Genomic DNA, 18,176 nt, shown 5'->3' on the forward strand with positions numbered 1-18,176 from the left:
TTGCCTTGTTATTATGAATGATAACGACCGAGGTTTGTCAGGAGCCGTATACGAGGCCCGTACGTACGGTTCTGTGAGAGCCAAAAAGTCGGGATTAATTTTCCCGACTTTTAGCTACTCGATTATTTGGCGGCATAATGCATAAAATTGCGCTGATAACACCGTTTTACTGGCTGACGCAGCTTATATACGGTATCTATAACGGCGCTTTTTCACAGCAATACTTTATTGCACTGGTGGCGGCAAATATCATCGGTTTCATGATCATAATATTCACATGGCATAAATCGCCTTATGGCAGAAAAAGGAGCAGTGCGTAATGTATAACAGTTTCAAAAAGCTACATGCTGAAAAGCGCGACTTGATTTTGCAGATAAGCATGGAAGAGTTTGCAGAAAAAGGGTATCATAAAGCTTCTACAGATACCATAACCCAAAGAGCAGGAATATCCAAAGGTATACTCTTTCACTATTTTAAAAGTAAAAAAGGGCTGTTTTTGTATTTGGTTGAGCACACCAGAGATCTGCTGGAGAAAAAGGTGATGTCTGAGATAGAAATATTGGAAGAAGGTGATTATTTTGAACGTATTAAAAAAATGATGATAATAAAATATAAGGTTGCGTTGAATTATCCGACCGAAACGGAGTTTGCCGCCAGGGCTTTGCTAACTCCTCCGGCAGAAGCAGCAGATGAGATTGCAGCTCTTAATGCAAAATATATGGAAAAGTATAAAGAAAAATTAATGCAGGATTTCTTATACGATAAAAAGCTGCTTGAAAAACTCCCTCTGCGTGTAGACCCCGAAAAGGTTATAAAAGCAAGCGCTTTTATATTAGAGCAGGTAGGCGCGAAATATATAGAAAAATATAAATCGCAGGGCATGTATGGGAACTTTGATGAATTTCTTGAGGAGCTTGAATTTTTCAATGACATCATTAAATATGGTGTTATTAAAAAAAATAAGGGATGCCATATCATGGACAAATACTAAATAAGAACCATATAATTAAACAGTGAAATGGAAATAGGTCGGTAATTGATGACGTTGACGGTATTTAAGAAGTATAACAAAATTACCCCTTATCAAAGAAAAAAACTGTACATGTATATATGGACAGCTGGCTGGTTAATTGCTCTAATTGGTTTCACACCTCTTTTAATCGTGTTGTTAAACGGTTTTCATATATCGCTTATTCGTATACACCTGATTTTAATTTATTATGCCACTCTAATATTCCTGCTTTGGGGCAATTACGGTTTTCACGATCGCCGGATGCCGCGCTTCTGGGTCTATGCCGCCTTAATAACGGGACTCTGGGACGTATCGGGGACTTTACTGCAATTTCCTTTCCTATTAACCTCAATTCCTTCAGTTTCTTTTCAGACAGCCATGATTGTTCAATGCGGCCTGTTATTCTTAAGCAATAAGGAGACGGGTGGCACTGCGAAGTATATAACGGGGTGGTCTTTCATTTTATGGGGATTTCACAGGTTCGACTATTTATTCCTGCACTCAAATACTTCGTTTCTTCCATGGGGCTATCTTATCGGTACTATCAAAGCAAGTGAAACCTGCCTTCTGGTTACCCTTCACTCCATCCGCCATACCTGTGCGGAAGAGGAAAATGAAAGAAAATGCCGGTCAATGGAGAATTGCTTCACGACCGGTACTTTTATTGCATAAATTGAGCCGCGTAGAAACAGTATAAAATATATTGACCAATTGGTCAGTAAGTGCTATGTTTATACTGACCATGCGGTTAGTAAGCCTGGGAGGTGGAATGGCCCTTGCCTTTACAAGTTTACGATAAAGAAAAAATTCTGGACGCCTGTCTGGCTGTGTTTGCCCGCCACGGGTATAAAAACGCTTCGGCCGTGATGCTGGCGGAGGCGGCCGGCGTATCCAAGGCCCTCATTTTCCATCATTTTAAGAGCAAGAAAGAGCTATATCTCTGTGTTCTGGATCGGTGCATCGAAAAAGCGAGGGTGAAATTGGGCATTGACGTCCTGTCGGAATACCGGGACTTTTTTGAAGCAATAGATAAATACAGCCCCATCAAACTGGACTATCTTAAAAAGAATCCGGACGTTTACAAGGTGGCGAGGGAAGCCTTTTATGCGACGCCGGATGAACTGAAGGCGGCTATTGAAGAAAAGTACGGCGAGTTGATTGCCGGCAAGAACGTGGTGTGGGAGCGGTTGTTTAAAAAAGTCCCGCTCAAAGAAGGTGTGGACCGTTGGCAGGCGTTTGAGCTGATTATGATCATACTGGATCATTTCGAAAACATTTTTTTATCGGAAGTGAAGGACGAAAAAGATGTGGATGAAACATATTCCCAACACTTTCTCGACAAGATGAACAATTTTCTAAACATGATCCGTTATGGAATAGAACGGTAACCTGCAGCCTCATTCAAGAACTCAGCCGTAAAAAAACGGATTGTTACTCCAGCGGATGGTTTTCCCGCAGGCTGCGGGAATTATGTTTACGGCCGATCCCGTCACCTCCAACAGGAAAGTGCTGTCCATTGATGCCGGCTTCGGGCTTGGCGAGGCCCTGGTCTCCGGCCTGGTGAACCCTGACATTTATAAGGTGCGGGAGGGACGGATCGTCGATAAGAAGATATCCACCAAGAAACTGGCCGTCTACGCGTCAGAAGGAGGCGGCACGGAGGAACGGAAGATCGATCCCGGGCGGCAAAATATGCAGACGCTGACCGACGAGCAGATTTTGCAGCTTGAAGGCATGGGCCGCAAGATCGAGGCGTATTTTGGCCGCCCGCAGGACATCGAATGGTGCCTCAATTGGGGACATTCCTCCGACCGCCAGGGCCAAGCTCCAAAGGGAGGTGTGTCCCCTTTCCGCAGTAGACATTCCTCCGACCCTAAAGCCAGTCTACCAAAGGAGGTGTGTCCCCTTTCATCTTGTGATACGTTCTATATCGTGCAGAGCCGCCCCATCACTACCTTATTCCCCGTACCGGAAAACGATGGGCGAATGCGGGTCTACATATCGCTAGGCCACCAGCAGATGATGACGGATGCCATTAAACCGTTGGGGATGCCATCTTCCAGTTGTTAGCTGGTGATTTTCCAATGCACAAAGCCGGTGGAAGGTTGTTTTGGGAGGTAACGCACGACCTGGCCTCATCCGTTGGCCGCAAGATCGTGCTCAGTACGATGGGCAAGGGCGACCCGCTGACAGTGAACGCGATCATGAGTTTAATGCAACGGAAGGATTTTTTGGCATCATTGCCGCGCGGAAAAAGATCCATCAGCATGCGTACCGAGGGAATGTCCTGGGCAATGCTTGTTCAGGCCTTCTGGATCTACCGTAAAAAAGACCCGGCGGTCGTTCAAAATCTCATTGCCCGCAACGAGGCGTCGATCAGAGACCTGCGGCAAAGGATCGCCAACGTATCCGGGGACGAACTGTTTGCCTTTATTGTCCAGGACCGTAAGCAATTAAAGGAAATCATGTATGATCCACGCGGCTTTGGAGCAATCGCCGTCGCGGTGTTAGTCTCGGGTTGGATCAATAAGAAAATGGAAAAATGGCTGGGCGAAAAGAGTGCCGCCGACACGCTTTCGCAATCGGTACCCAACAACGTCACCTCCGAAATGGGGCTGGCGCTGCTGGACGTAGCGGACGTCGTCCGGCAATACCCGGCGGTGATTGAGTATTTTCAGCATGCCAGTGATGAGACCTTCTTCAAGGACCTGGCGAAACTGGAAGGCGGCGATGCCGTCAGCCACTCCATACGGGCGTACCTTGAAAAATACGGTATGCGTTGTCCCGGTGAGATTGATATCACCAGGACGCGTTGGAACGAACAGCCGACCGCTCTCATTCCCGCGATCCTCAGCAACATCAAGAACTTTGCGCCCAATGCAAACAGCGTTAAGTTTGAGCAGGGACGGCTGGAAGCTGAGCAGAAGGAACAGGAACTCTTGAGCCGCCTGGAGCAATTGCCTGGCGGCAAGCAAAAGGCCAAGAAGACAAAGAGGATGATCGGCGTTTTGCGCAACTTTATCGGCTACCGGGAATATCCCAAGTATGGCTTCATCCAGCGTTTCTGGATCTACAAGCAGGCCCTGCTGAAGGAGGCCGCTAGGCTCGTGCAAAAGGGAGTCATCCGGGAGAAGGAGGACATCTACTACCTGTCCTTCGAGGAACTCCGGGAGGTTGTGCGCACAAACCGGCTGGATTATAGAATTATCACCAGGAGAAAAGGGGAGTACGAGGTCTATGAGAAGCTGACGCCGCCGCGGGTGATGACGTCCGAGGGCGAGATCATATCCGGCGCATACAACACCGGTAATATCCCCCGGGGCGCCTTGGCTGGCATACCCGTTTCATCCGGCATTATCGAGGGACGCGCACGGGTCATTTTAAAGATGGCGGACGCCAACATAGAGGATGGCGACATTTTAGTCACCACATTTACTGATCCCAGCTGGACACCGCTGTTTGTATCCGTCAAAGGCTTGGTAACGGAGGTAGGCGGGTTGATGACCCATGGCGCCGTCATTGCGCGGGAATATGGCCTTCCGGCAGTGGTAAGCGTGGAAAACGCTACCAAGTTGATCAAAGACGGTCAGAGGATCCGGGTGAACGGAACGGAAGGGTATGTGGAAATGTTGTGATGCCCTTTATAGATGTATCAACTTGATCTACTTTAATTATCGCCGGATGTGTCCTGCTGTTTGTTCGCTTCATCAGCGAAAATCCAGGCAAAAGCTTTTGCTTTTAGCAGAGCGTTATAGGTGATTAAAACAAATGGTCCCAAAATGAAGCCGTATACCCCTAGAAGCTCATATCCCACGTAGAGGGCCATCAATACGCTTAAAGGATCGATCCCGATATTCTCTCCCAGGACCTTGGGCTCAAGGGAGTGCTTGACTATAACAACCACAGCGAAAAGAATCACCAGGCCTAGCGCCAGGTAATTATTTCCACCGAGGAGGCTGAAAATAATCCAGGGAACGAATAGAGCTCCTACACCCAGCACCGGGATTGGGCTGACCAGACCGCCTAGGAGGGCGACGGTAACTACATATTCGGAGTGCAGAAAAACCAACCCTACCAAGATTACCATGCCGGTAATGGCCGAAAGAATCATTTGGGCTCTGATAAAGCCGATTGTGGCACGGTATAGGTCGTCAGTCATTATTTTTAGTTTGCTGTGATATTCCAGTGGTATAGAGGATACCACTCTGCTTTTTAACTTCAGGAGGTCTTTGCTGATAAAAAAGGTTGCTATCAGGATTATTATCACTATAAGTAACTGGTTTGGCAGGGTAGTAATCATTCTAAGTATTTCCCTGGCCAGCATTGAAAGCCGGTCGGAGAATATTTCCGTGAGCTTCTCGGTATTTTTGTTCAGATGGCTGACAAATTCGGGCGGCAGGTCTTGTGTGAGGGACTGGATCCATTGGATTAGTACAAAAGTCAGGCTTTTTAACATTTTTGTATAAGATGGAGCGTTAGCGATAAATTTTGCCAGTTCCACAATTATCTTTGATACAGCGAACCAGGTTATCGCCGTTAAAGATCCCATAGCGACCAGTAGAGCCATGCCTGTAGCTGCCGGCCGAGGCATTTTCAGCCTAAGAAAGAGGTTTACCAACGGTTCTATAACCACAGCGAGAATCAAACCTAGGAGGAAAGGAAGGAAATAAGGTATAATCAGCTTGAAGGCAACGGTAGCTATGATCAGGGTGGCCAATAGCAAAGCTATGTTAGTAATAGCGTTCCAGTGCTTTTTGTAGAATTCTCTCATAATAACACCTCAATTTAATTATACATTGAAAAGCAGAAAAAAGGCTGTATGATATTTAACAGCCTTTTTTATAATTACCGGTCCTCTTCTTCTGGAAGATTCACTGTTTTTCCTTGACACTGCTTTCTTAATGGCACATAATTATAATAGATAAATTAGCTATTATAGCTATTTCTGGAGGTGTTCCCATGAAAGTCAACTCGACGGAACTGCAGAACAACTTCGGGAAATACCTGATGCTTGCGATGCAGGAGGACATCATAATTACAAGAAATGGTATGGAAATAGCAAAACTGTCAGCTATCAGAGATGTGGTTTCGGACTGCGGTACAATGCCCAGTATGGTAATGGAGGTAATGGAAAAGGCCGAAGTATACGGTTACGGCGGCAGGAAGGCATCCTATGAGGAATTTCTGGAGCTGACCAAAGATACCGAGGATAGATATGAATACATAGATGGTGAAATATACCTGCTGGCCTCGCCTAAAACCGTGCACCAGATAGTTTTGACCGAACTGTTTGTGATTTTTTACAACTGGTTTCAGGGTAAAGAATGCATCCCCCTGGTTGCCCCTTATGATATTACACTCAAGAGAAACCCGGAGAATATTAATGTTGTCCAGCCTGACATCATGGTCATCTGCGACCTTGAGGAAAAGCTGGATGAAAGTGACTTTTACAAGGGTGTCCCGGCACTTGTGGTGGAGATTTTATCAGAGGGTACGCGGAGCAAGGATTTGATCAAAAAGCTTGACCTTTACATGTCATGCGGCGTCAGGGAATACTGGATTGTAAACCCGATAAACAGGGAAGTGACTGTTTATCATTTTGAAGACAATAACATCAGCGGCAATACCACTTACAAAAAACCAGAAATCGCGCAATCCTACATTTTTGAAGGACTGTCCGTGGAGCTTGGCAGAATCTTTAAGTGAGCGTTCTATGAGAACGATGGACACTAGCATTCATACCTCATCAGCAACTGAAAAATAAGGCCTCCGGGTTTCCTTGGACCTAGAGGCCAATATTTCTAAAAGGATATAGAGCACTGTATTGGGACAAGGTGCCTGTCCCCTCAACTATATCCGTTTTGGCAGCGAGATATTCCGTACTGATTATTATTTTGCATTTCTAACAAATCTAGCCCCCATTTCAAAGGCTTTTTCGCAATCATTTGGAAATACGTCCTTTCGCTGTTTTGCCTTCTTCTCAGGGTTAAAACGGTCTGCAACCACTTTTAAATAATCCTCAAACTGATAAGTATCAAAGCTATATATTGTCTCTGAATCCCCGAATATCATCTGCAATACCATTTCATTAACACCGAGGTGTTGATCCAAGCCATATTCTTCTATCTGCTCCTGTGTATAATTCATCGTATAAATGAACCCTGTATTGATCCTTTTGGGGAAAAGCGAATGTGGAGGATCGGTATAGGTTATATACGGAAACATCAAACGCTCTAAAAATGCTTTCATTTCTCCAGAAACGGTTCTAAAATATATGGGAGAGCCTAGTATGATGGCATCGGCTTCCTCAACCTTTTTAAGAATTGGTGACAGATCATCATTTGCTGCACACTTGCCATAACTTTTACTACCTTTTATCTTACAGGCAAAACAACTCAAACATCCTTTAAAGTTGAGATCATAAAGATGAATTAGTTCTGTCTCTGCTCCTTGTGAAGCGGCACCTTCAAGCGCTTTATTCAACAGTGTTGCTGTATTCCATGTTTTCCTTGGGCTTCCATTGATGGCTAAAACCTTCATAAGTTATTCCTCCTCAAGTTTGAGATTTGTTAAACGCATGTTAAAATTAAGTATAATGACAATTCTACAAAAAGAGAAGTAGTTACATATATTGTAATTACTATAGAGGAGGGAAGTAACGTGATTAAATCATGTGAACCAAATAATGAAAATTATTCTTGCCCAATAGAAAAAACACTCTCTATTATTGGTAGTAAATGGACTCTGTTAATTTTGCGGGATCTTTCTAACGGGACCAAAAGATTTGGTCAATTGCAGAAATCATTGAAAGGAATTAGTCCCAAAACTCTTTCATCACGGTTGCAGGAGCTTGAGAAGGAAGGAATAATTATCAAGAAGGTATACCCGGAGGTTCCCCCGCGGGTTGAATATACTTTTACACCTAAGGGTGAAAGGTTAAGGAAGATTGTTCTTGCCTTAGCTGATTGGGGAAGTGAGGATCATACAGCGTTAGGAGTTTAATGAACTAAGCCCAAAGAATTTATGGGGGAGGTTTCGTTCCTATATAAATATAAGCAGCAAACCTTTGTTGTAGAAGGAGATAAATATAAAAAGCCTTTAGGTAATATTGAATCTGAAGAATTGCTTGAATGGTATCAAAGAAAGAATCTTTATTTGGTCTGTAATAAGATGATTGATGAAAATTTCTTAAAAAGTAATTTATTAGACGAATTAATTAGCGGTTACAGCCTTATAACTTCTTTTTACCATTACTTATGGAAGATTAAAAATATGCAACAAATATAGACGATTCAACAGACAATATACAAGCTCAGAGATTTTATGAAAAGAACGGATTTTCAATAAGCTGGGATTTGCACTTCTAGATACTCATTAAGTGAAAAAGGCGGTATACAATGTTAGTGACGATGGAACGACAGATATTTAAATCGTTCGATCATGTTGCGCTTGGATGGGCGTGTATCGAGCCGACGATCCAACAAATCCGGGGAAAGATTTTACTGTAAAGTCCAAGGTCTATGAACAGCTGACCTTAGGACAACGTGCGTTACTAATGTTCTGGGTGCTATATGGACACGCACACTCGACGGCTGAATTTTATTGGTTTGTCTCTTATTATATCTCAGAATTGAAAGTCTGGCCGGAAATCAAGAGCGGGATACAATATTTCGGGGATGACGCCATGTATCGGATATATAAGGAAATCGAAGGAGTTGTTAAAGCAAGAAATCAAGAAATAAGGGGAAAAAGGCGCAAAGATACTGTGATAGACCTTGACGATAATTCTGAGCTTTTCGCAACAGTAGATAGACTCTACAAACTGTACCCAAAAATTGCTCCGGAAACAATTAAGCGAATTAGTACGTATATCCGAAACAATCCAGACGAATTCGTATTGCTGGAGGACTAAATTAAAAGATTTATCACCGGAGCAGCGGTGTGCGCGATTGGTAATATTTTTTAGATATGAAGGATAAGCGGCATTGTAAGCGAATTGAGTCCGGGTGTGATCAGAGGAGAGGAGCTGGAAAATGAACAAAGAAGAGCTAGTGGCTTTACTGGATAGTATCGTCGAACCTATCGTCTTTGTAGATACTCGGCATATAATCCGATATGTCAACAAGTCTGCTAAAGATAAGCACGCCAAAAAGGGCTACATGAACCTCGTTGGCAGCTCAATTTTTCAATGCCATAATGAAAGATCTAATGAGATAATATTAGACACATTTAAAATGTTGCAAAAAGGAGAAGACGAAAAAGTCATTTACATGAATAGCGCTAAACAAAGGGTCTTTATGCGCGCTGTCCGCGACAGCGACGGAAAACTCATCGGATACTATGAACGTGTAGAAAAAGACTAACTGGGATTTTGGGAATTAAGCGAGTATTAGTGTCTGAGTTAATTAGATTATATTGTGAAAGGAAGTCTTTGATGAAGTTCGAAGGAGTTATTTTTGATTTGGATGGAACACTCGTTGATTCACTTGAAGATATCGCGGATTCAATGAATAGTGTTCTCCAGGGATGCGGTTTTCCATCTCATGATCTTCGGAGTTATAAGCGATTTATCGGTAACGGGATAAAAAACCTCGTGAGTGAAGCACTACCTGAAACTTTTAGAACGGAAGAATTGATTGATAAGTGTTACAATTTTATGGTGGAAAAATATCGTTATAATTTCGTTAACAAGACACGGCCTTATGACGGGATTGCCGAAATGCTCACTGAACTGACCGCGCGCAAGATAATATTAACGGTATTTTCCAATAAGGCTGATGAATTAACTAAGAAAGTTGTAAAAGCTCTATTGCCAAGTTGGAAATTTGAAGCGATAATTGGCTCAAGTAATGATATTCCCAGAAAACCAAATCCCTTCGGTGCCTTGTTAATAAGCCGGCAATTAAGTATTGCCCCGGAGAACCTAATTTATGTGGGTGATTCAGATCTCGATATGCAGACTGCCAATAGCGCCGGAATGTATGCGGTTGGGGCTTTATGGGGTTACCGGACAAAGGAAGAATTGGTTTCAAACGGCGCACAGTATTTGTTGTACCGTCCATTGGACTTAATTAAATTATTATAAGCTAACGCCATAATTAACGTTTCCGACTTATGCATAAATCCGCGGATTATGTTACGGTACGCTACAATTATGCCTTAATGCTGGAGGAGGATAAGAATGATCCGCCCATGCCATGACAAGGATTTCCAGACGGTATATTCCATCATTAATGATGCCGCACAGGCATATAAAGGGGTCATCCCTGCGGACCGTTGGAAAGAACCTTATATGTCAAAAAATGAACTTATGCGTGAAATGGATAAGGGCGTTGTTTTCTGGGGGTATGAAGCGGATATCGGATTAGTCGGTGTAATGGGTATCCAACATATACAAGATGTGACCCTCATCAGGCATGCTTATGTGCGCACCGACAGTCGCAATCAGGGTATCGGGGGGGAATTGTTGTCTTTTCTCCGCAAGCAAACCAATCGCCCAATCCTAATCGGCACCTGGTCTGATGCCGTTTGGGCAATCCGTTTCTACGAGAAACATGGTTTCCGGTTGGTTACTCCGGATGAAAAGGAACGGTTGCTAAAGAAATACTGGTCAATCCCTGAGCGTCAAATCGAAACCTCCGTGGTTCTAGCGGAGGAAGAAAGTCAATTTCAATAATTTCAAAAGACGGGACGTCTTAATATGATTATCGAAAAAGCAATGGCTACAGATGTGGAAGAGATTCTTGCATTACAAAAATTAGCTTATGTTAGTGAAGCGGAAATTTATGATGATTTCAGTATCCCGCCACTGGTTCAAACTTTGAAAGAAATAAAAGATGAGTTTAGGAACCAAGTCTTTCTTAAAGCCGTAATAAATGGAACGATAGTAGGTTCAGTTAGAGCTTATCAGAAAGAAGAAACTTGTTACATAGGGGTATAAATAAATCTTCTTAATTCTAAAGTGGTGGAAGAAATGAATCCTTATGCCAAACTAATTTAAGAAACAATTGATTATATCGAGGATAATATATCCGGGCAGATGACACTTGCCAGTATATCCGAACGGTTTTGTCTGTCGGGGTATCGCTTTAACAGATTATTCAGGGTAGTTGTGGGAAAAAGCTTGAAGCAGTATATTCTTGGCCGAAAGCTGACACGGGCGCTGGATAGATTGACCATGACCGGTGATTCCATAATTGATATTGCTTATGATTTCGGTTTTAAGTACCCGGAGGTCTTTAGCCGGGCGTTTAAAAAGCAGTTTGGAGTATCTCCGGCCACCTACCGGGTCGAAAAAAACAAGGTGGACGTTGTTGAGAAGGCTGTAATAATAGATCGTAATATCGCTAATTATCAGGGTATACTGGCGCTCAAAGGAACCAGTGTTTATATTGAAGAGCTTTATTTAGAAGGACTATATGTTGATGTTGATATAAACGCCGAAGATTTCGAAATGTTAATGAAATCCACTGGCGAAAGTTTTCTCTCTAAATCTCAAAACATAGAACACCTGGGACACGATAAGCTTTACAGCGTTGTGAATTGCCACGGGGATGACAGCGGCATATACACTGTATTTTTTGGTAAAAAGGCCATTAGAGATACCGGTAAGAATAGGTTTGATGTGCGCCGTGTTCCGGGGGGCTGGTATGCGTATTTTGTATATCACGGAGATATGTTTGATATTCGTTCCATTTTCGTTGATGACCTTTTTCGCTGGCTCAAGGTAAGGGAAATGGAACTCTGTTCAAATGGGGTTGGCATGCTCAGTATTTACGGTAAAGATTATCTTCAAAGCCAGGATGTCCGGATTCTTGTCCCCATAAATCGCCCGAATGACAGCAATAAATGTCATGAAGCACGGAGATGAAAAAGCTATAATATATTTGGCTTTTTTATTTCTCTGAAGGGGGAAGAACGAGATGAAAAGTCTGAAAGGCAAGGTTGCTGTTGTAACGGGCGCAAGTAGAGGTGTGGGAAAAGGAATTGCTTTAGGATTGGCGGAGTATGGTGCGACGATTTATGTCACAGGCCGTACTGAAAAAGACGACATGTTGCTTGACTTTCTTAAAGGAACAACAATTTATCAAACTGCTGATGATGTTAATCAAATGGGCGGTGTGGGTATAGCCCATAAATGCGATCATAGTAAAGATGAAGATGTGGAGAGACTTTTTGAAAGGGTGATGAATGAGCAAGGCAAGCTGGACATTCTCGTTAACAGTGCTTGGGCTGGAGGGAGTAAGCACGTTCTGGGGGGGTATTTCTTTAATACGCCTTTTTGGAAACAGCCGGTCTCTTTATGGGATGACAATTTCAATGTTGGAGTAAGGTCTAATTATATCGCTATCAGATTTGCGGCGGAGATTATGACAAAACAAAAAAGCGGCTTGATCGTAAATATATCGTTTTATGGTGGAAGGCGTTATTTTAATAACGTATCGTATGGAGTGAGCAAAGCCGCAGTTGATAAATTATCGGCTGACACTGCGTACGAATTAAAAGAGTACGGCGTCGCAGTGTTCTCATTATATCCGGGTTCGGTTAGGACAGAAGGTATGGCCGAAGTGGCAAAGTATGATCATTCGCTTAATATAAATGATATGGAATCTCCGCAGTTTGTCGGCAGATGTGTTGCTGCATTGGGCAAATGATGAAAATGCGATTAAGGAGACTGGAAAAATCCTTATTACGGCTGAAGTTGCCCAACGTTACGGGTTCACAGACATAGATGGGAGACAGCCAAGGTCTCAAAGAGAAGAATTATGGTAAAGCTTGAGCAAATAAAGGGGTGAGTCAAAAGACATTTCTTTGACTCACCCTAAAAAGTATAGAATAAGGAAGATTATTAAATTGATTAAAATAACATCGTTTGTATATATTTACAATTATAGCCCGGAAAAATCAAGGGTGGCGAAGTAATCCTCGACCGTTTCGGCCCGCCGGATCATTTTCACGCTTCCGTCGGTTCGCAGTAATAGCTCAGCCGGCCGCAGCTTGCCGTTGTAGTTGAATCCCATAGCGTGCCCGTGGGCGCCGGTGTCGTGAATGATCAGGATATCACCGATCTCAATCGCCGGCAACTCGCGGTCAATAGCAAATTTATCGTTATTTTCACATAATGAGCCGGTAACGTCATAAATATGGTCATGCGGCAGGTCCTCTTTGCCGGCTACCGTGATGTGGTGATACGCGCCGTACATGCCGGGTCGCATGAGGTCGGCCATGCTGGCGTCCAGCCCGACGTAATTTTTATAAATCTCCTTTTTGTGCAATACTGTAGAAACCAGGTACCCGTAAGGCCCGGTAATCATCCGGCCGCTTTCCATGGTTAGCTTCAAAGGATGCAGGCCGTTGGAAACGATCTTTTCCTCGTAAACCTGTCTTATGCCGTTGCTTAAATAGGACAAGTCAACTGCCTTTTCCCCCGGACGGTACGGTATGCCGATGCCACCGCCGAAGTTCACCATTTCCATGCGAATGCCTAGTGAACGATATATTTCCACGACCAGATCAAACATCATGCTGGCAGTTTCAATAAAAAAGTTGGGATCTAATTCATTCGAAATAATCATGGTGTGCAGCCCGCAACGCTTGACTCCTTTGGCCTCAACGATCCTGTAAGCATCCATAAGCTGCCGCCGGGTGAGGCCGTATTTAGATTCCTCGGGATTGCCGATGATGGAGTTGCCGCCGGACCGGAGGGGCCCGGGATTATAACGGAAGGATATTAGTTCCGGCAAGCCAGCATGCTCCTCCAGGTATTCAATGTGTGTGATATCGTCAAGGTTAATTACCGCGCCGAGTTTCCTGGCCAAACGGTATTCTTGAGCCGGTGTATTGTTTGAGGAAAACATGATTTCCTCGCCAAGAATGCCGGATTTTTCTGCCAGGATCAACTCTGCCAGGGAACTGCAATCGGCGCCAAGGCCTTCCTCGTATAAGATCTTTAAGATATACGGGTTGGGTGTGGCTTTTACGGCGAAATACTCCTTAAAACCCGGGGCCCAGTCGAATTCCGTCAGCAATTTACGTGCATTGGCCCGGATAGCCGCTTCATCGTATATGTGAAAAGGGGTTGGATATCGTGTAATAATCTGGCTTAGCTGTTCCTTGGAAAGGGGTACATTTTTTACTGGCATTTGAATTCCTCCAAATTTCGACTTACTGGTAGATTATAAAATTGATAAGCCCATTCGTGCAATACTACTAAGGGGATTTATTTTAGAAAAGATTTTTTGAAACGTGGTGATTTAGGTGTATAAAAGCATTGGTAAAATTTCAAAAAAAGCAGGTCTTAGTCCAGGTTCTCTAATCTATATCGGGGAGGAAAGAAATGAAAAAACAAAGATAACGTTGTTTAATTATGATGAGCAGAGTTTTCAGGAGAAACAGATTGAGACAGTTGACGAGTGTCTTTCATTCAAAGATAGTCCGGCTGTGACGTGGATCAATATCGACGGTTTACATCAGGTTGAGATTGTAGAAAATATAGGTCAATGTTTTGGACTTCACCCGCTGCTTTTGGAGGATATTTTAGATACCGGTCACCGTCCAAAGATGGAGGACTATGGCGAATATGTCCATGTTATTCTGAAGATGTTGTTTTTTGATGAAAACAGTAATAACGTGGTTACAGAACAGATAAGTATAATACTTGGTTCACATTATGTCCTTTCTTTCCAGGAAAGAGAAGGAGAAATTTTTAATCAGCTCAAGGAACGTATCAGGAGCGGATTAGGCCGCGTAAGAAAAATGGGGGCTGATTATCTTTTTTATGCCTTGATAGACTCAATTGTCGACAGCTATTTTGTGGTCTTGGAAAAACTGGGGGAAAAAATTGAGTTGCTGGAAGAAAGGCTGGTGACGAATCCGTCACCTGTAACTTTAAAAGCAATCCATAAATTAAAAACCGGCATGATATTTCTCAGCAAGTCGGTCTGGCCTTTGAGAGAGGTCATCAGCGGGCTGGAAAGGGGCGAAACACCGCTGATTAAGGAACCCACCGGAATTTATCTCAGGGATGTTTACGATCATACGATTCAGGTGATCGACACTTTAGAAACATACCGGGACATGATTACCGGGATGTTGGACATCTATCTTACGAGCATCAATAATAAAATCAGCGAGATAATGAAAGTCTTAACGGTTATTACTACAATATTTATTCCCCTCACTTTCATAGCGGGTGTGTATGGAATGAATTTCGAATACATGCCTGAGTTACAGTGGCGTTGGGGCTATCCCGCGGTTTTGTCGGTCATGATTATTATTGGAGTATTGATGGGGTTTTATTTTAAGAGAAGAAAATGGCTGTAAGATTGGATGGTGTAATTAACAGGCCAATTGGCTGTTGTCTGCCTCGCAAAAGGGAATATACTTATCTTTAAGTATTCCAATTTAAGGGGAGATAAGTATGAATTATACTTTTGCCGAGCGGGTCAGCCAGATGAAAAGTTCGGTCATTCGTGAGATATTGAAAGTTACCGAATTAATAACTCTGCCAAAAGAAGGGGGTGGCATTATGGTTTTACATTATGAGCCGATGACTGAAAAACATGGCAAGGAAATAATTGATATCTTTAATTATTATGTGGAAAACAGTTATGCAGCCTACCCGGAGCAAAAGCTTCTATACGATTTTTTCAACAAGTTCCTGGAGATGACCAGGGGATATCCGGCCTTTATAATTAAAAATATTACTGGGAAGATTGTGGGATTTTGTTTCCTGAGAGCACATAATCCCTTGCCGGTGTTCAGAGAAACAGCAGAAATCAGTTATTTTTTAAAAGAGGATGAGGTGGGAAAAGGAATAGGGAAGTATGCTTTAGGGCTACTTGAGAAAGAAGGCAAAGCAATGGGAATAAAGTACATTTTGGCAAGCATATCATCGTATAATGAGCAAAGTTTGTGCTTTCATAAAAAAAACGGGTTTATTGAATGCGGCAGGTTTCGTAATATTGGTAAGAAGAAAGGAAAAAACTTTGATGTGGTTTGGATGGAGAAAGAAATTTAATAGCTAGGAACTTTAGTTAGAATCCTCTGTAAACATGAGGGGGAAGAGTTTTTAACAACGGTGCCGGTTTAGTATTACATGACAACTTTTCGGTTGTTCTGAAAAATCTAAACTAAAATAGGATGAGGCCCGCCTCATCCTATTTTAATAGATGCCATTATACTTACAGAACCATTTAATGTGACTAATGCTCGAGCTGCGTACCGCCTTGCCGCCAGTGATAAATAGCCAGAAAAGCTGCTCCCATGGCCAGGCAGACCGTGGCAATGCTCATGAGCAGGCCTACTATCGGGATGCTGGTTAACAACAGTAGCAGCGCAAACCCGAGCAAGAATGGCAGGATGGAATTAACCCGTCCGGCCCAGCCGAAGCGAGCGGCCAGCAGCCGGCCAATAAAGTCCCCAACAATAATTTTGGCGGCGTAAAGGAGTATCAAATAAGCTGCCATCAGGATTAAGGAAAGTGGGATGGCGATAACCGTAATTAACAGCAACAAGATCACTAACGGGGTTATCAGCAGCAGCAACAGGCCCCAACCGAACGAATGGCCGGGTGACTGCCGCATGTTTTGGCTGAGAAGGTTCCATATTCCTGGGGAAATCAGGGTCAGGACACCCCAGAACAAAACGCCCGCGGCAAACCAGGCCAGCGCTCCCAGCCAGTTAAAGCCTCTATGCTGGCGTTGTGTTGGCGTCTTAGGTTCAAGATACTCCCACTTGGTTGTTCCCGCAATTTGAGCACCGGAAGCGACAGTGGCCTCGTGCGGTGCGCCGTAATAAAGATTGCCACCGACGACGGCAGCGGGACCAAGTCTCAGGTCCTCAACTCTCCATAAATTAACGTCGTTCCCTATCGCGCCGTTTAGCCGCACTGTCCCGCCTGCTCCCAGGTACTGGCGGCCGACTGTGCCTGAAACGGTGATCTGGTTGGCAAAAATCAGCGCGTCGCGGTTCACCCTGGAGCCATCCAACTGCCTCACCTCACTGGCTGCGGCAGTCAAGCTTTGTCCCAGTTCGCCTTTAAGATCTATATCCTGAGCCGCACATCGCGCGTCCCCGCCAACTTCGCCGTTGATCCGGATGGTGCGTGCCGCAGCCAGGAGGTCCCCGTTGACATTACCATTAATAATGACGGTCTGTCCGGCGGCAAAGACATCTCCATCCACGTCCGCGTCAATCACAATTTCGTTACCGGCCACGAATAGCGGCCCCTTGAGAGCACCTGCCGGGATCGTGACATTGTCTCCATTTCTTATCTCCACTGCTAGCGCTGGGGCTGTTAAAGACAGCAACACCAGTAAAACGAGAGCCGGAACCAGCCATTTTTTTCTTTTAAACATTTGCTCGTCCTCCTGTAAGTAATTTTAATTTCATCAATAGCAGTGGGACAGTGAACAGGGTCAGGACCGGTAATACCGGACTCCCCCGCAGGGCGTTCCCGGCGAGGATCAATGTCATTCTTGCTGTTTCAAGGCAAGCTCGCAACAGCAAATCCCCACCCACCAGCAGGAGCAGGATATCCCGCAACTGAGCGAGCAGCGGCAGCCACGCCATCCTTAGCGCCACCAAGGCTGAAGTTAGCCCCAGTAGCGGCAAGAAGAACCACAACCAGTAGATGCCCATCTCAGAGTAACTGGCAAGCCGGCGTTCAATATGGACCGCTAGATCGGGGGGAACCGGTATTGCCAGTGCCGCCGCGATCATTTCGTTTTCCTCCCGGATTACGGCGACTCTGGTGGAACAAGTCAGGCATTGTGCCAGGTGGCGCTCTACTTCGGAGTGTTGGTCCGGAGGTAGTTCTCCATCAAGATAGCATTCCCAGATCATATCGCTGGGGCATGGCATTCCACATACACCTCCTAAAACTGGTCCAATTTTTTTCTTAGTTTCTCCCGTGCCCGGTGCAGCCGGGTACCTACAGTTGGCTCAGGAATTCCCAGGACAGCTGCGATTTCCGCATAGCTTAACCCCTGGTAGTAACGCAGAAACACGATTGCACGTTCCCGCTCCGGCAGTCCGGCCACAGCCCGCCGTACTGAAACCTGTTCAGCAGAGTCTAGCATTGTCTGTTCCGGTCCGGGGGGCGGTGTCCTTTCATATATTTTAGGGTTTTCAATAATATAACGGATAACTCAGTTTCTTTATT

General features: G+C 44.3%; 20 protein-coding genes and 1 pseudogene. 15 read left to right on the forward strand and 6 right to left on the reverse strand.

Going from position 1 to position 18,176, the window contains the following annotated elements:
* The first annotated feature begins 319 nt into the window (after window positions 1–319).
* From L7E55_RS14835 to L7E55_RS14845, 3 genes and pseudogenes are all read left to right on the forward strand, one after another.
* Window positions 320–991, forward strand: a complete 672-nt coding sequence (locus tag L7E55_RS14835) for a TetR/AcrR family transcriptional regulator (protein WP_277445098.1) — start codon at window positions 320–322, stop codon at window positions 989–991.
* A 797-nt stretch (window positions 992–1,788) separates the two neighbouring features.
* Complete coding sequence (locus tag L7E55_RS14840) at window positions 1,789–2,400, forward strand: TetR/AcrR family transcriptional regulator (protein WP_277445099.1); 612 nt, start codon at window positions 1,789–1,791, stop codon at window positions 2,398–2,400.
* 40 nt (window positions 2,401–2,440) lie between these two features.
* Window positions 2,441–4,647: pseudogene (locus L7E55_RS14845) on the forward strand (phosphoenolpyruvate synthase); the annotation flags it as partial.
* Between the two features lie 32 nt (window positions 4,648–4,679).
* Here the strand turns inward: L7E55_RS14845 and ytvI are convergent.
* Window positions 4,680–5,783 carry a sporulation integral membrane protein YtvI gene (ytvI, locus tag L7E55_RS14850; RefSeq protein WP_277445100.1) on the reverse strand — a complete coding sequence of 368 codons (1,104 nt, stop codon included), beginning with the start codon at window positions 5,781–5,783 and terminating at the stop codon, window positions 4,680–4,682.
* Between the two features lie 188 nt (window positions 5,784–5,971).
* On the opposite strand from ytvI, the gene L7E55_RS14855 reads away from it, so the two are divergent.
* On the forward strand, window positions 5,972–6,718 hold the full coding sequence (locus L7E55_RS14855) for a type II toxin-antitoxin system prevent-host-death family antitoxin (RefSeq protein ID WP_277445101.1): 747 nt from the start codon (window positions 5,972–5,974) through the stop codon (window positions 6,716–6,718).
* 183 nt (window positions 6,719–6,901) lie between these two features.
* On the opposite strand, the gene L7E55_RS14860 is transcribed toward L7E55_RS14855, so the two are convergent.
* A complete protein-coding gene (locus L7E55_RS14860; RefSeq protein ID WP_277445102.1) occupies window positions 6,902–7,552 on the reverse strand; it encodes a flavodoxin family protein in 651 nt (216 codons plus the stop codon).
* A 120-nt stretch (window positions 7,553–7,672) separates the two neighbouring features.
* On the opposite strand from L7E55_RS14860, the gene L7E55_RS14865 reads away from it, so the two are divergent.
* The 9 genes from L7E55_RS14865 (at window position 7,673) to L7E55_RS14900 (ending at window position 12,666) form a co-directional block, all read left to right on the forward strand.
* Window positions 7,673–8,014 carry a winged helix-turn-helix transcriptional regulator gene (locus L7E55_RS14865; RefSeq protein WP_277445103.1) on the forward strand — a complete coding sequence of 114 codons (342 nt, stop codon included), beginning with the start codon at window positions 7,673–7,675 and terminating at the stop codon, window positions 8,012–8,014.
* A 21-nt stretch (window positions 8,015–8,035) separates the two neighbouring features.
* On the forward strand, window positions 8,036–8,299 hold the full coding sequence (locus L7E55_RS17785; protein WP_420852056.1) for a DUF2461 family protein: 264 nt from the start codon (window positions 8,036–8,038) through the stop codon (window positions 8,297–8,299).
* Between the two features lie 166 nt (window positions 8,300–8,465).
* Window positions 8,466–8,924, forward strand: a complete 459-nt coding sequence (locus L7E55_RS14870) for a DMP19 family protein (RefSeq protein ID WP_277445104.1) — start codon at window positions 8,466–8,468, stop codon at window positions 8,922–8,924.
* A 121-nt stretch (window positions 8,925–9,045) separates the two neighbouring features.
* Entirely contained in the window at window positions 9,046–9,375 is a 330-nt protein-coding gene (locus L7E55_RS14875; protein ID WP_277445105.1) for a PAS domain-containing protein, read from the forward strand.
* A 71-nt stretch (window positions 9,376–9,446) separates the two neighbouring features.
* Complete coding sequence (locus L7E55_RS14880; RefSeq protein ID WP_277445106.1) at window positions 9,447–10,097, forward strand: HAD family hydrolase; 651 nt, start codon at window positions 9,447–9,449, stop codon at window positions 10,095–10,097.
* Between the two features lie 96 nt (window positions 10,098–10,193).
* Entirely contained in the window at window positions 10,194–10,688 is a 495-nt protein-coding gene (locus tag L7E55_RS14885) for a GNAT family N-acetyltransferase (protein ID WP_277445107.1), read from the forward strand.
* Window positions 10,689–10,712: 24 nt separating this feature from the next.
* The gene (locus tag L7E55_RS14890; protein WP_277445108.1) at window positions 10,713–10,952 is read left to right on the forward strand and encodes a hypothetical protein; all 240 of its coding nucleotides are present in this window, start codon (window positions 10,713–10,715) and stop codon (window positions 10,950–10,952) included.
* A 99-nt stretch (window positions 10,953–11,051) separates the two neighbouring features.
* Complete coding sequence (locus L7E55_RS14895; protein ID WP_338091231.1) at window positions 11,052–11,882, forward strand: helix-turn-helix domain-containing protein; 831 nt, start codon at window positions 11,052–11,054, stop codon at window positions 11,880–11,882.
* 52 nt (window positions 11,883–11,934) lie between these two features.
* Entirely contained in the window at window positions 11,935–12,666 is a 732-nt protein-coding gene (locus L7E55_RS14900) for an SDR family NAD(P)-dependent oxidoreductase (RefSeq protein ID WP_277445109.1), read from the forward strand.
* Between the two features lie 234 nt (window positions 12,667–12,900).
* Here the strand turns inward: L7E55_RS14900 and lysA are convergent, their stop codons facing one another.
* Window positions 12,901–14,154 (reverse strand): diaminopimelate decarboxylase, encoded by a 1,254-nt coding sequence (lysA, locus tag L7E55_RS14905; RefSeq protein ID WP_277445110.1) that lies wholly within the window; start codon window positions 14,152–14,154, stop codon window positions 12,901–12,903.
* A gap of 115 nt (window positions 14,155–14,269) precedes the next feature.
* On the opposite strand from lysA, the gene corA reads away from it, so the two are divergent.
* Window positions 14,270–15,334, forward strand: a complete 1,065-nt coding sequence (gene corA / locus L7E55_RS14910) for a magnesium/cobalt transporter CorA (RefSeq protein WP_277445111.1) — start codon at window positions 14,270–14,272, stop codon at window positions 15,332–15,334.
* Between the two features lie 97 nt (window positions 15,335–15,431).
* Window positions 15,432–16,031 (forward strand): GNAT family N-acetyltransferase, encoded by a 600-nt coding sequence (locus tag L7E55_RS14915; RefSeq protein WP_277445112.1) that lies wholly within the window; start codon window positions 15,432–15,434, stop codon window positions 16,029–16,031.
* 184 nt (window positions 16,032–16,215) lie between these two features.
* On the opposite strand, the gene L7E55_RS14920 is transcribed toward L7E55_RS14915, so the two are convergent.
* Genes L7E55_RS14920 through L7E55_RS14930 form a run of 3 tightly spaced genes read right to left on the reverse strand, consistent with a single transcriptional unit; the run spans window position 16,216 to window position 18,159 of the window.
* Window positions 16,216–17,370, reverse strand: a complete 1,155-nt coding sequence (locus L7E55_RS14920) for a polymer-forming cytoskeletal protein (RefSeq protein WP_277445113.1) — start codon at window positions 17,368–17,370, stop codon at window positions 16,216–16,218.
* Window positions 17,363–17,875 (reverse strand): anti-sigma factor family protein, encoded by a 513-nt coding sequence (locus L7E55_RS14925; RefSeq protein WP_277445114.1) that lies wholly within the window; start codon window positions 17,873–17,875, stop codon window positions 17,363–17,365. The genes L7E55_RS14920 and L7E55_RS14925 overlap by 8 nt, the downstream gene beginning before the upstream one ends.
* A gap of 14 nt (window positions 17,876–17,889) precedes the next feature.
* A complete protein-coding gene (locus L7E55_RS14930; protein WP_338091234.1) occupies window positions 17,890–18,159 on the reverse strand; it encodes an RNA polymerase sigma factor in 270 nt (89 codons plus the stop codon).
* Window positions 18,160–18,176 lie beyond the last annotated feature (17 nt).

The organism is Pelotomaculum isophthalicicum JI (assembly GCF_029478095.1).
Classification (GTDB): domain Bacteria; phylum Bacillota; class Desulfotomaculia; order Desulfotomaculales; family Pelotomaculaceae; genus Pelotomaculum_D; species Pelotomaculum_D isophthalicicum.

Coding starts and splice junctions, on each gene's coding strand:
- L7E55_RS14915 (WP_277445112.1), top strand. CDS start 15,432: ATGAATTATACTTTTGCCGAGCGGGTCAGCCAGATGAAAAGTTCGGTC.
- L7E55_RS14870 (WP_277445104.1), top strand. CDS start 8,466: ATGGGCGTGTATCGAGCCGACGATCCAACAAATCCGGGGAAAGATTTT.
- L7E55_RS14890 (WP_277445108.1), top strand. CDS start 10,713: ATGATTATCGAAAAAGCAATGGCTACAGATGTGGAAGAGATTCTTGCA.
- L7E55_RS14895 (WP_338091231.1), top strand. CDS start 11,052: ATGACACTTGCCAGTATATCCGAACGGTTTTGTCTGTCGGGGTATCGC.
- L7E55_RS14875 (WP_277445105.1), top strand. CDS start 9,046: ATGAACAAAGAAGAGCTAGTGGCTTTACTGGATAGTATCGTCGAACCT.
- L7E55_RS14900 (WP_277445109.1), top strand. CDS start 11,935: ATGAAAAGTCTGAAAGGCAAGGTTGCTGTTGTAACGGGCGCAAGTAGA.
- ytvI (WP_277445100.1), bottom strand. CDS start 5,783: ATGAGAGAATTCTACAAAAAGCACTGGAACGCTATTACTAACATAGCT.
- L7E55_RS14835 (WP_277445098.1), top strand. CDS start 320: ATGTATAACAGTTTCAAAAAGCTACATGCTGAAAAGCGCGACTTGATT.
- lysA (WP_277445110.1), bottom strand. CDS start 14,154: ATGCCAGTAAAAAATGTACCCCTTTCCAAGGAACAGCTAAGCCAGATT.
- L7E55_RS14885 (WP_277445107.1), top strand. CDS start 10,194: ATGATCCGCCCATGCCATGACAAGGATTTCCAGACGGTATATTCCATC.
- L7E55_RS14860 (WP_277445102.1), bottom strand. CDS start 7,552: ATGAAGGTTTTAGCCATCAATGGAAGCCCAAGGAAAACATGGAATACA.
- L7E55_RS17785 (WP_420852056.1), top strand. CDS start 8,036: ATGGGGGAGGTTTCGTTCCTATATAAATATAAGCAGCAAACCTTTGTT.
- L7E55_RS14925 (WP_277445114.1), bottom strand. CDS start 17,875: ATGCCATGCCCCAGCGATATGATCTGGGAATGCTATCTTGATGGAGAA.
- L7E55_RS14880 (WP_277445106.1), top strand. CDS start 9,447: ATGAAGTTCGAAGGAGTTATTTTTGATTTGGATGGAACACTCGTTGAT.
- L7E55_RS14920 (WP_277445113.1), bottom strand. CDS start 17,370: ATGTTTAAAAGAAAAAAATGGCTGGTTCCGGCTCTCGTTTTACTGGTG.
- L7E55_RS14855 (WP_277445101.1), top strand. CDS start 5,972: ATGAAAGTCAACTCGACGGAACTGCAGAACAACTTCGGGAAATACCTG.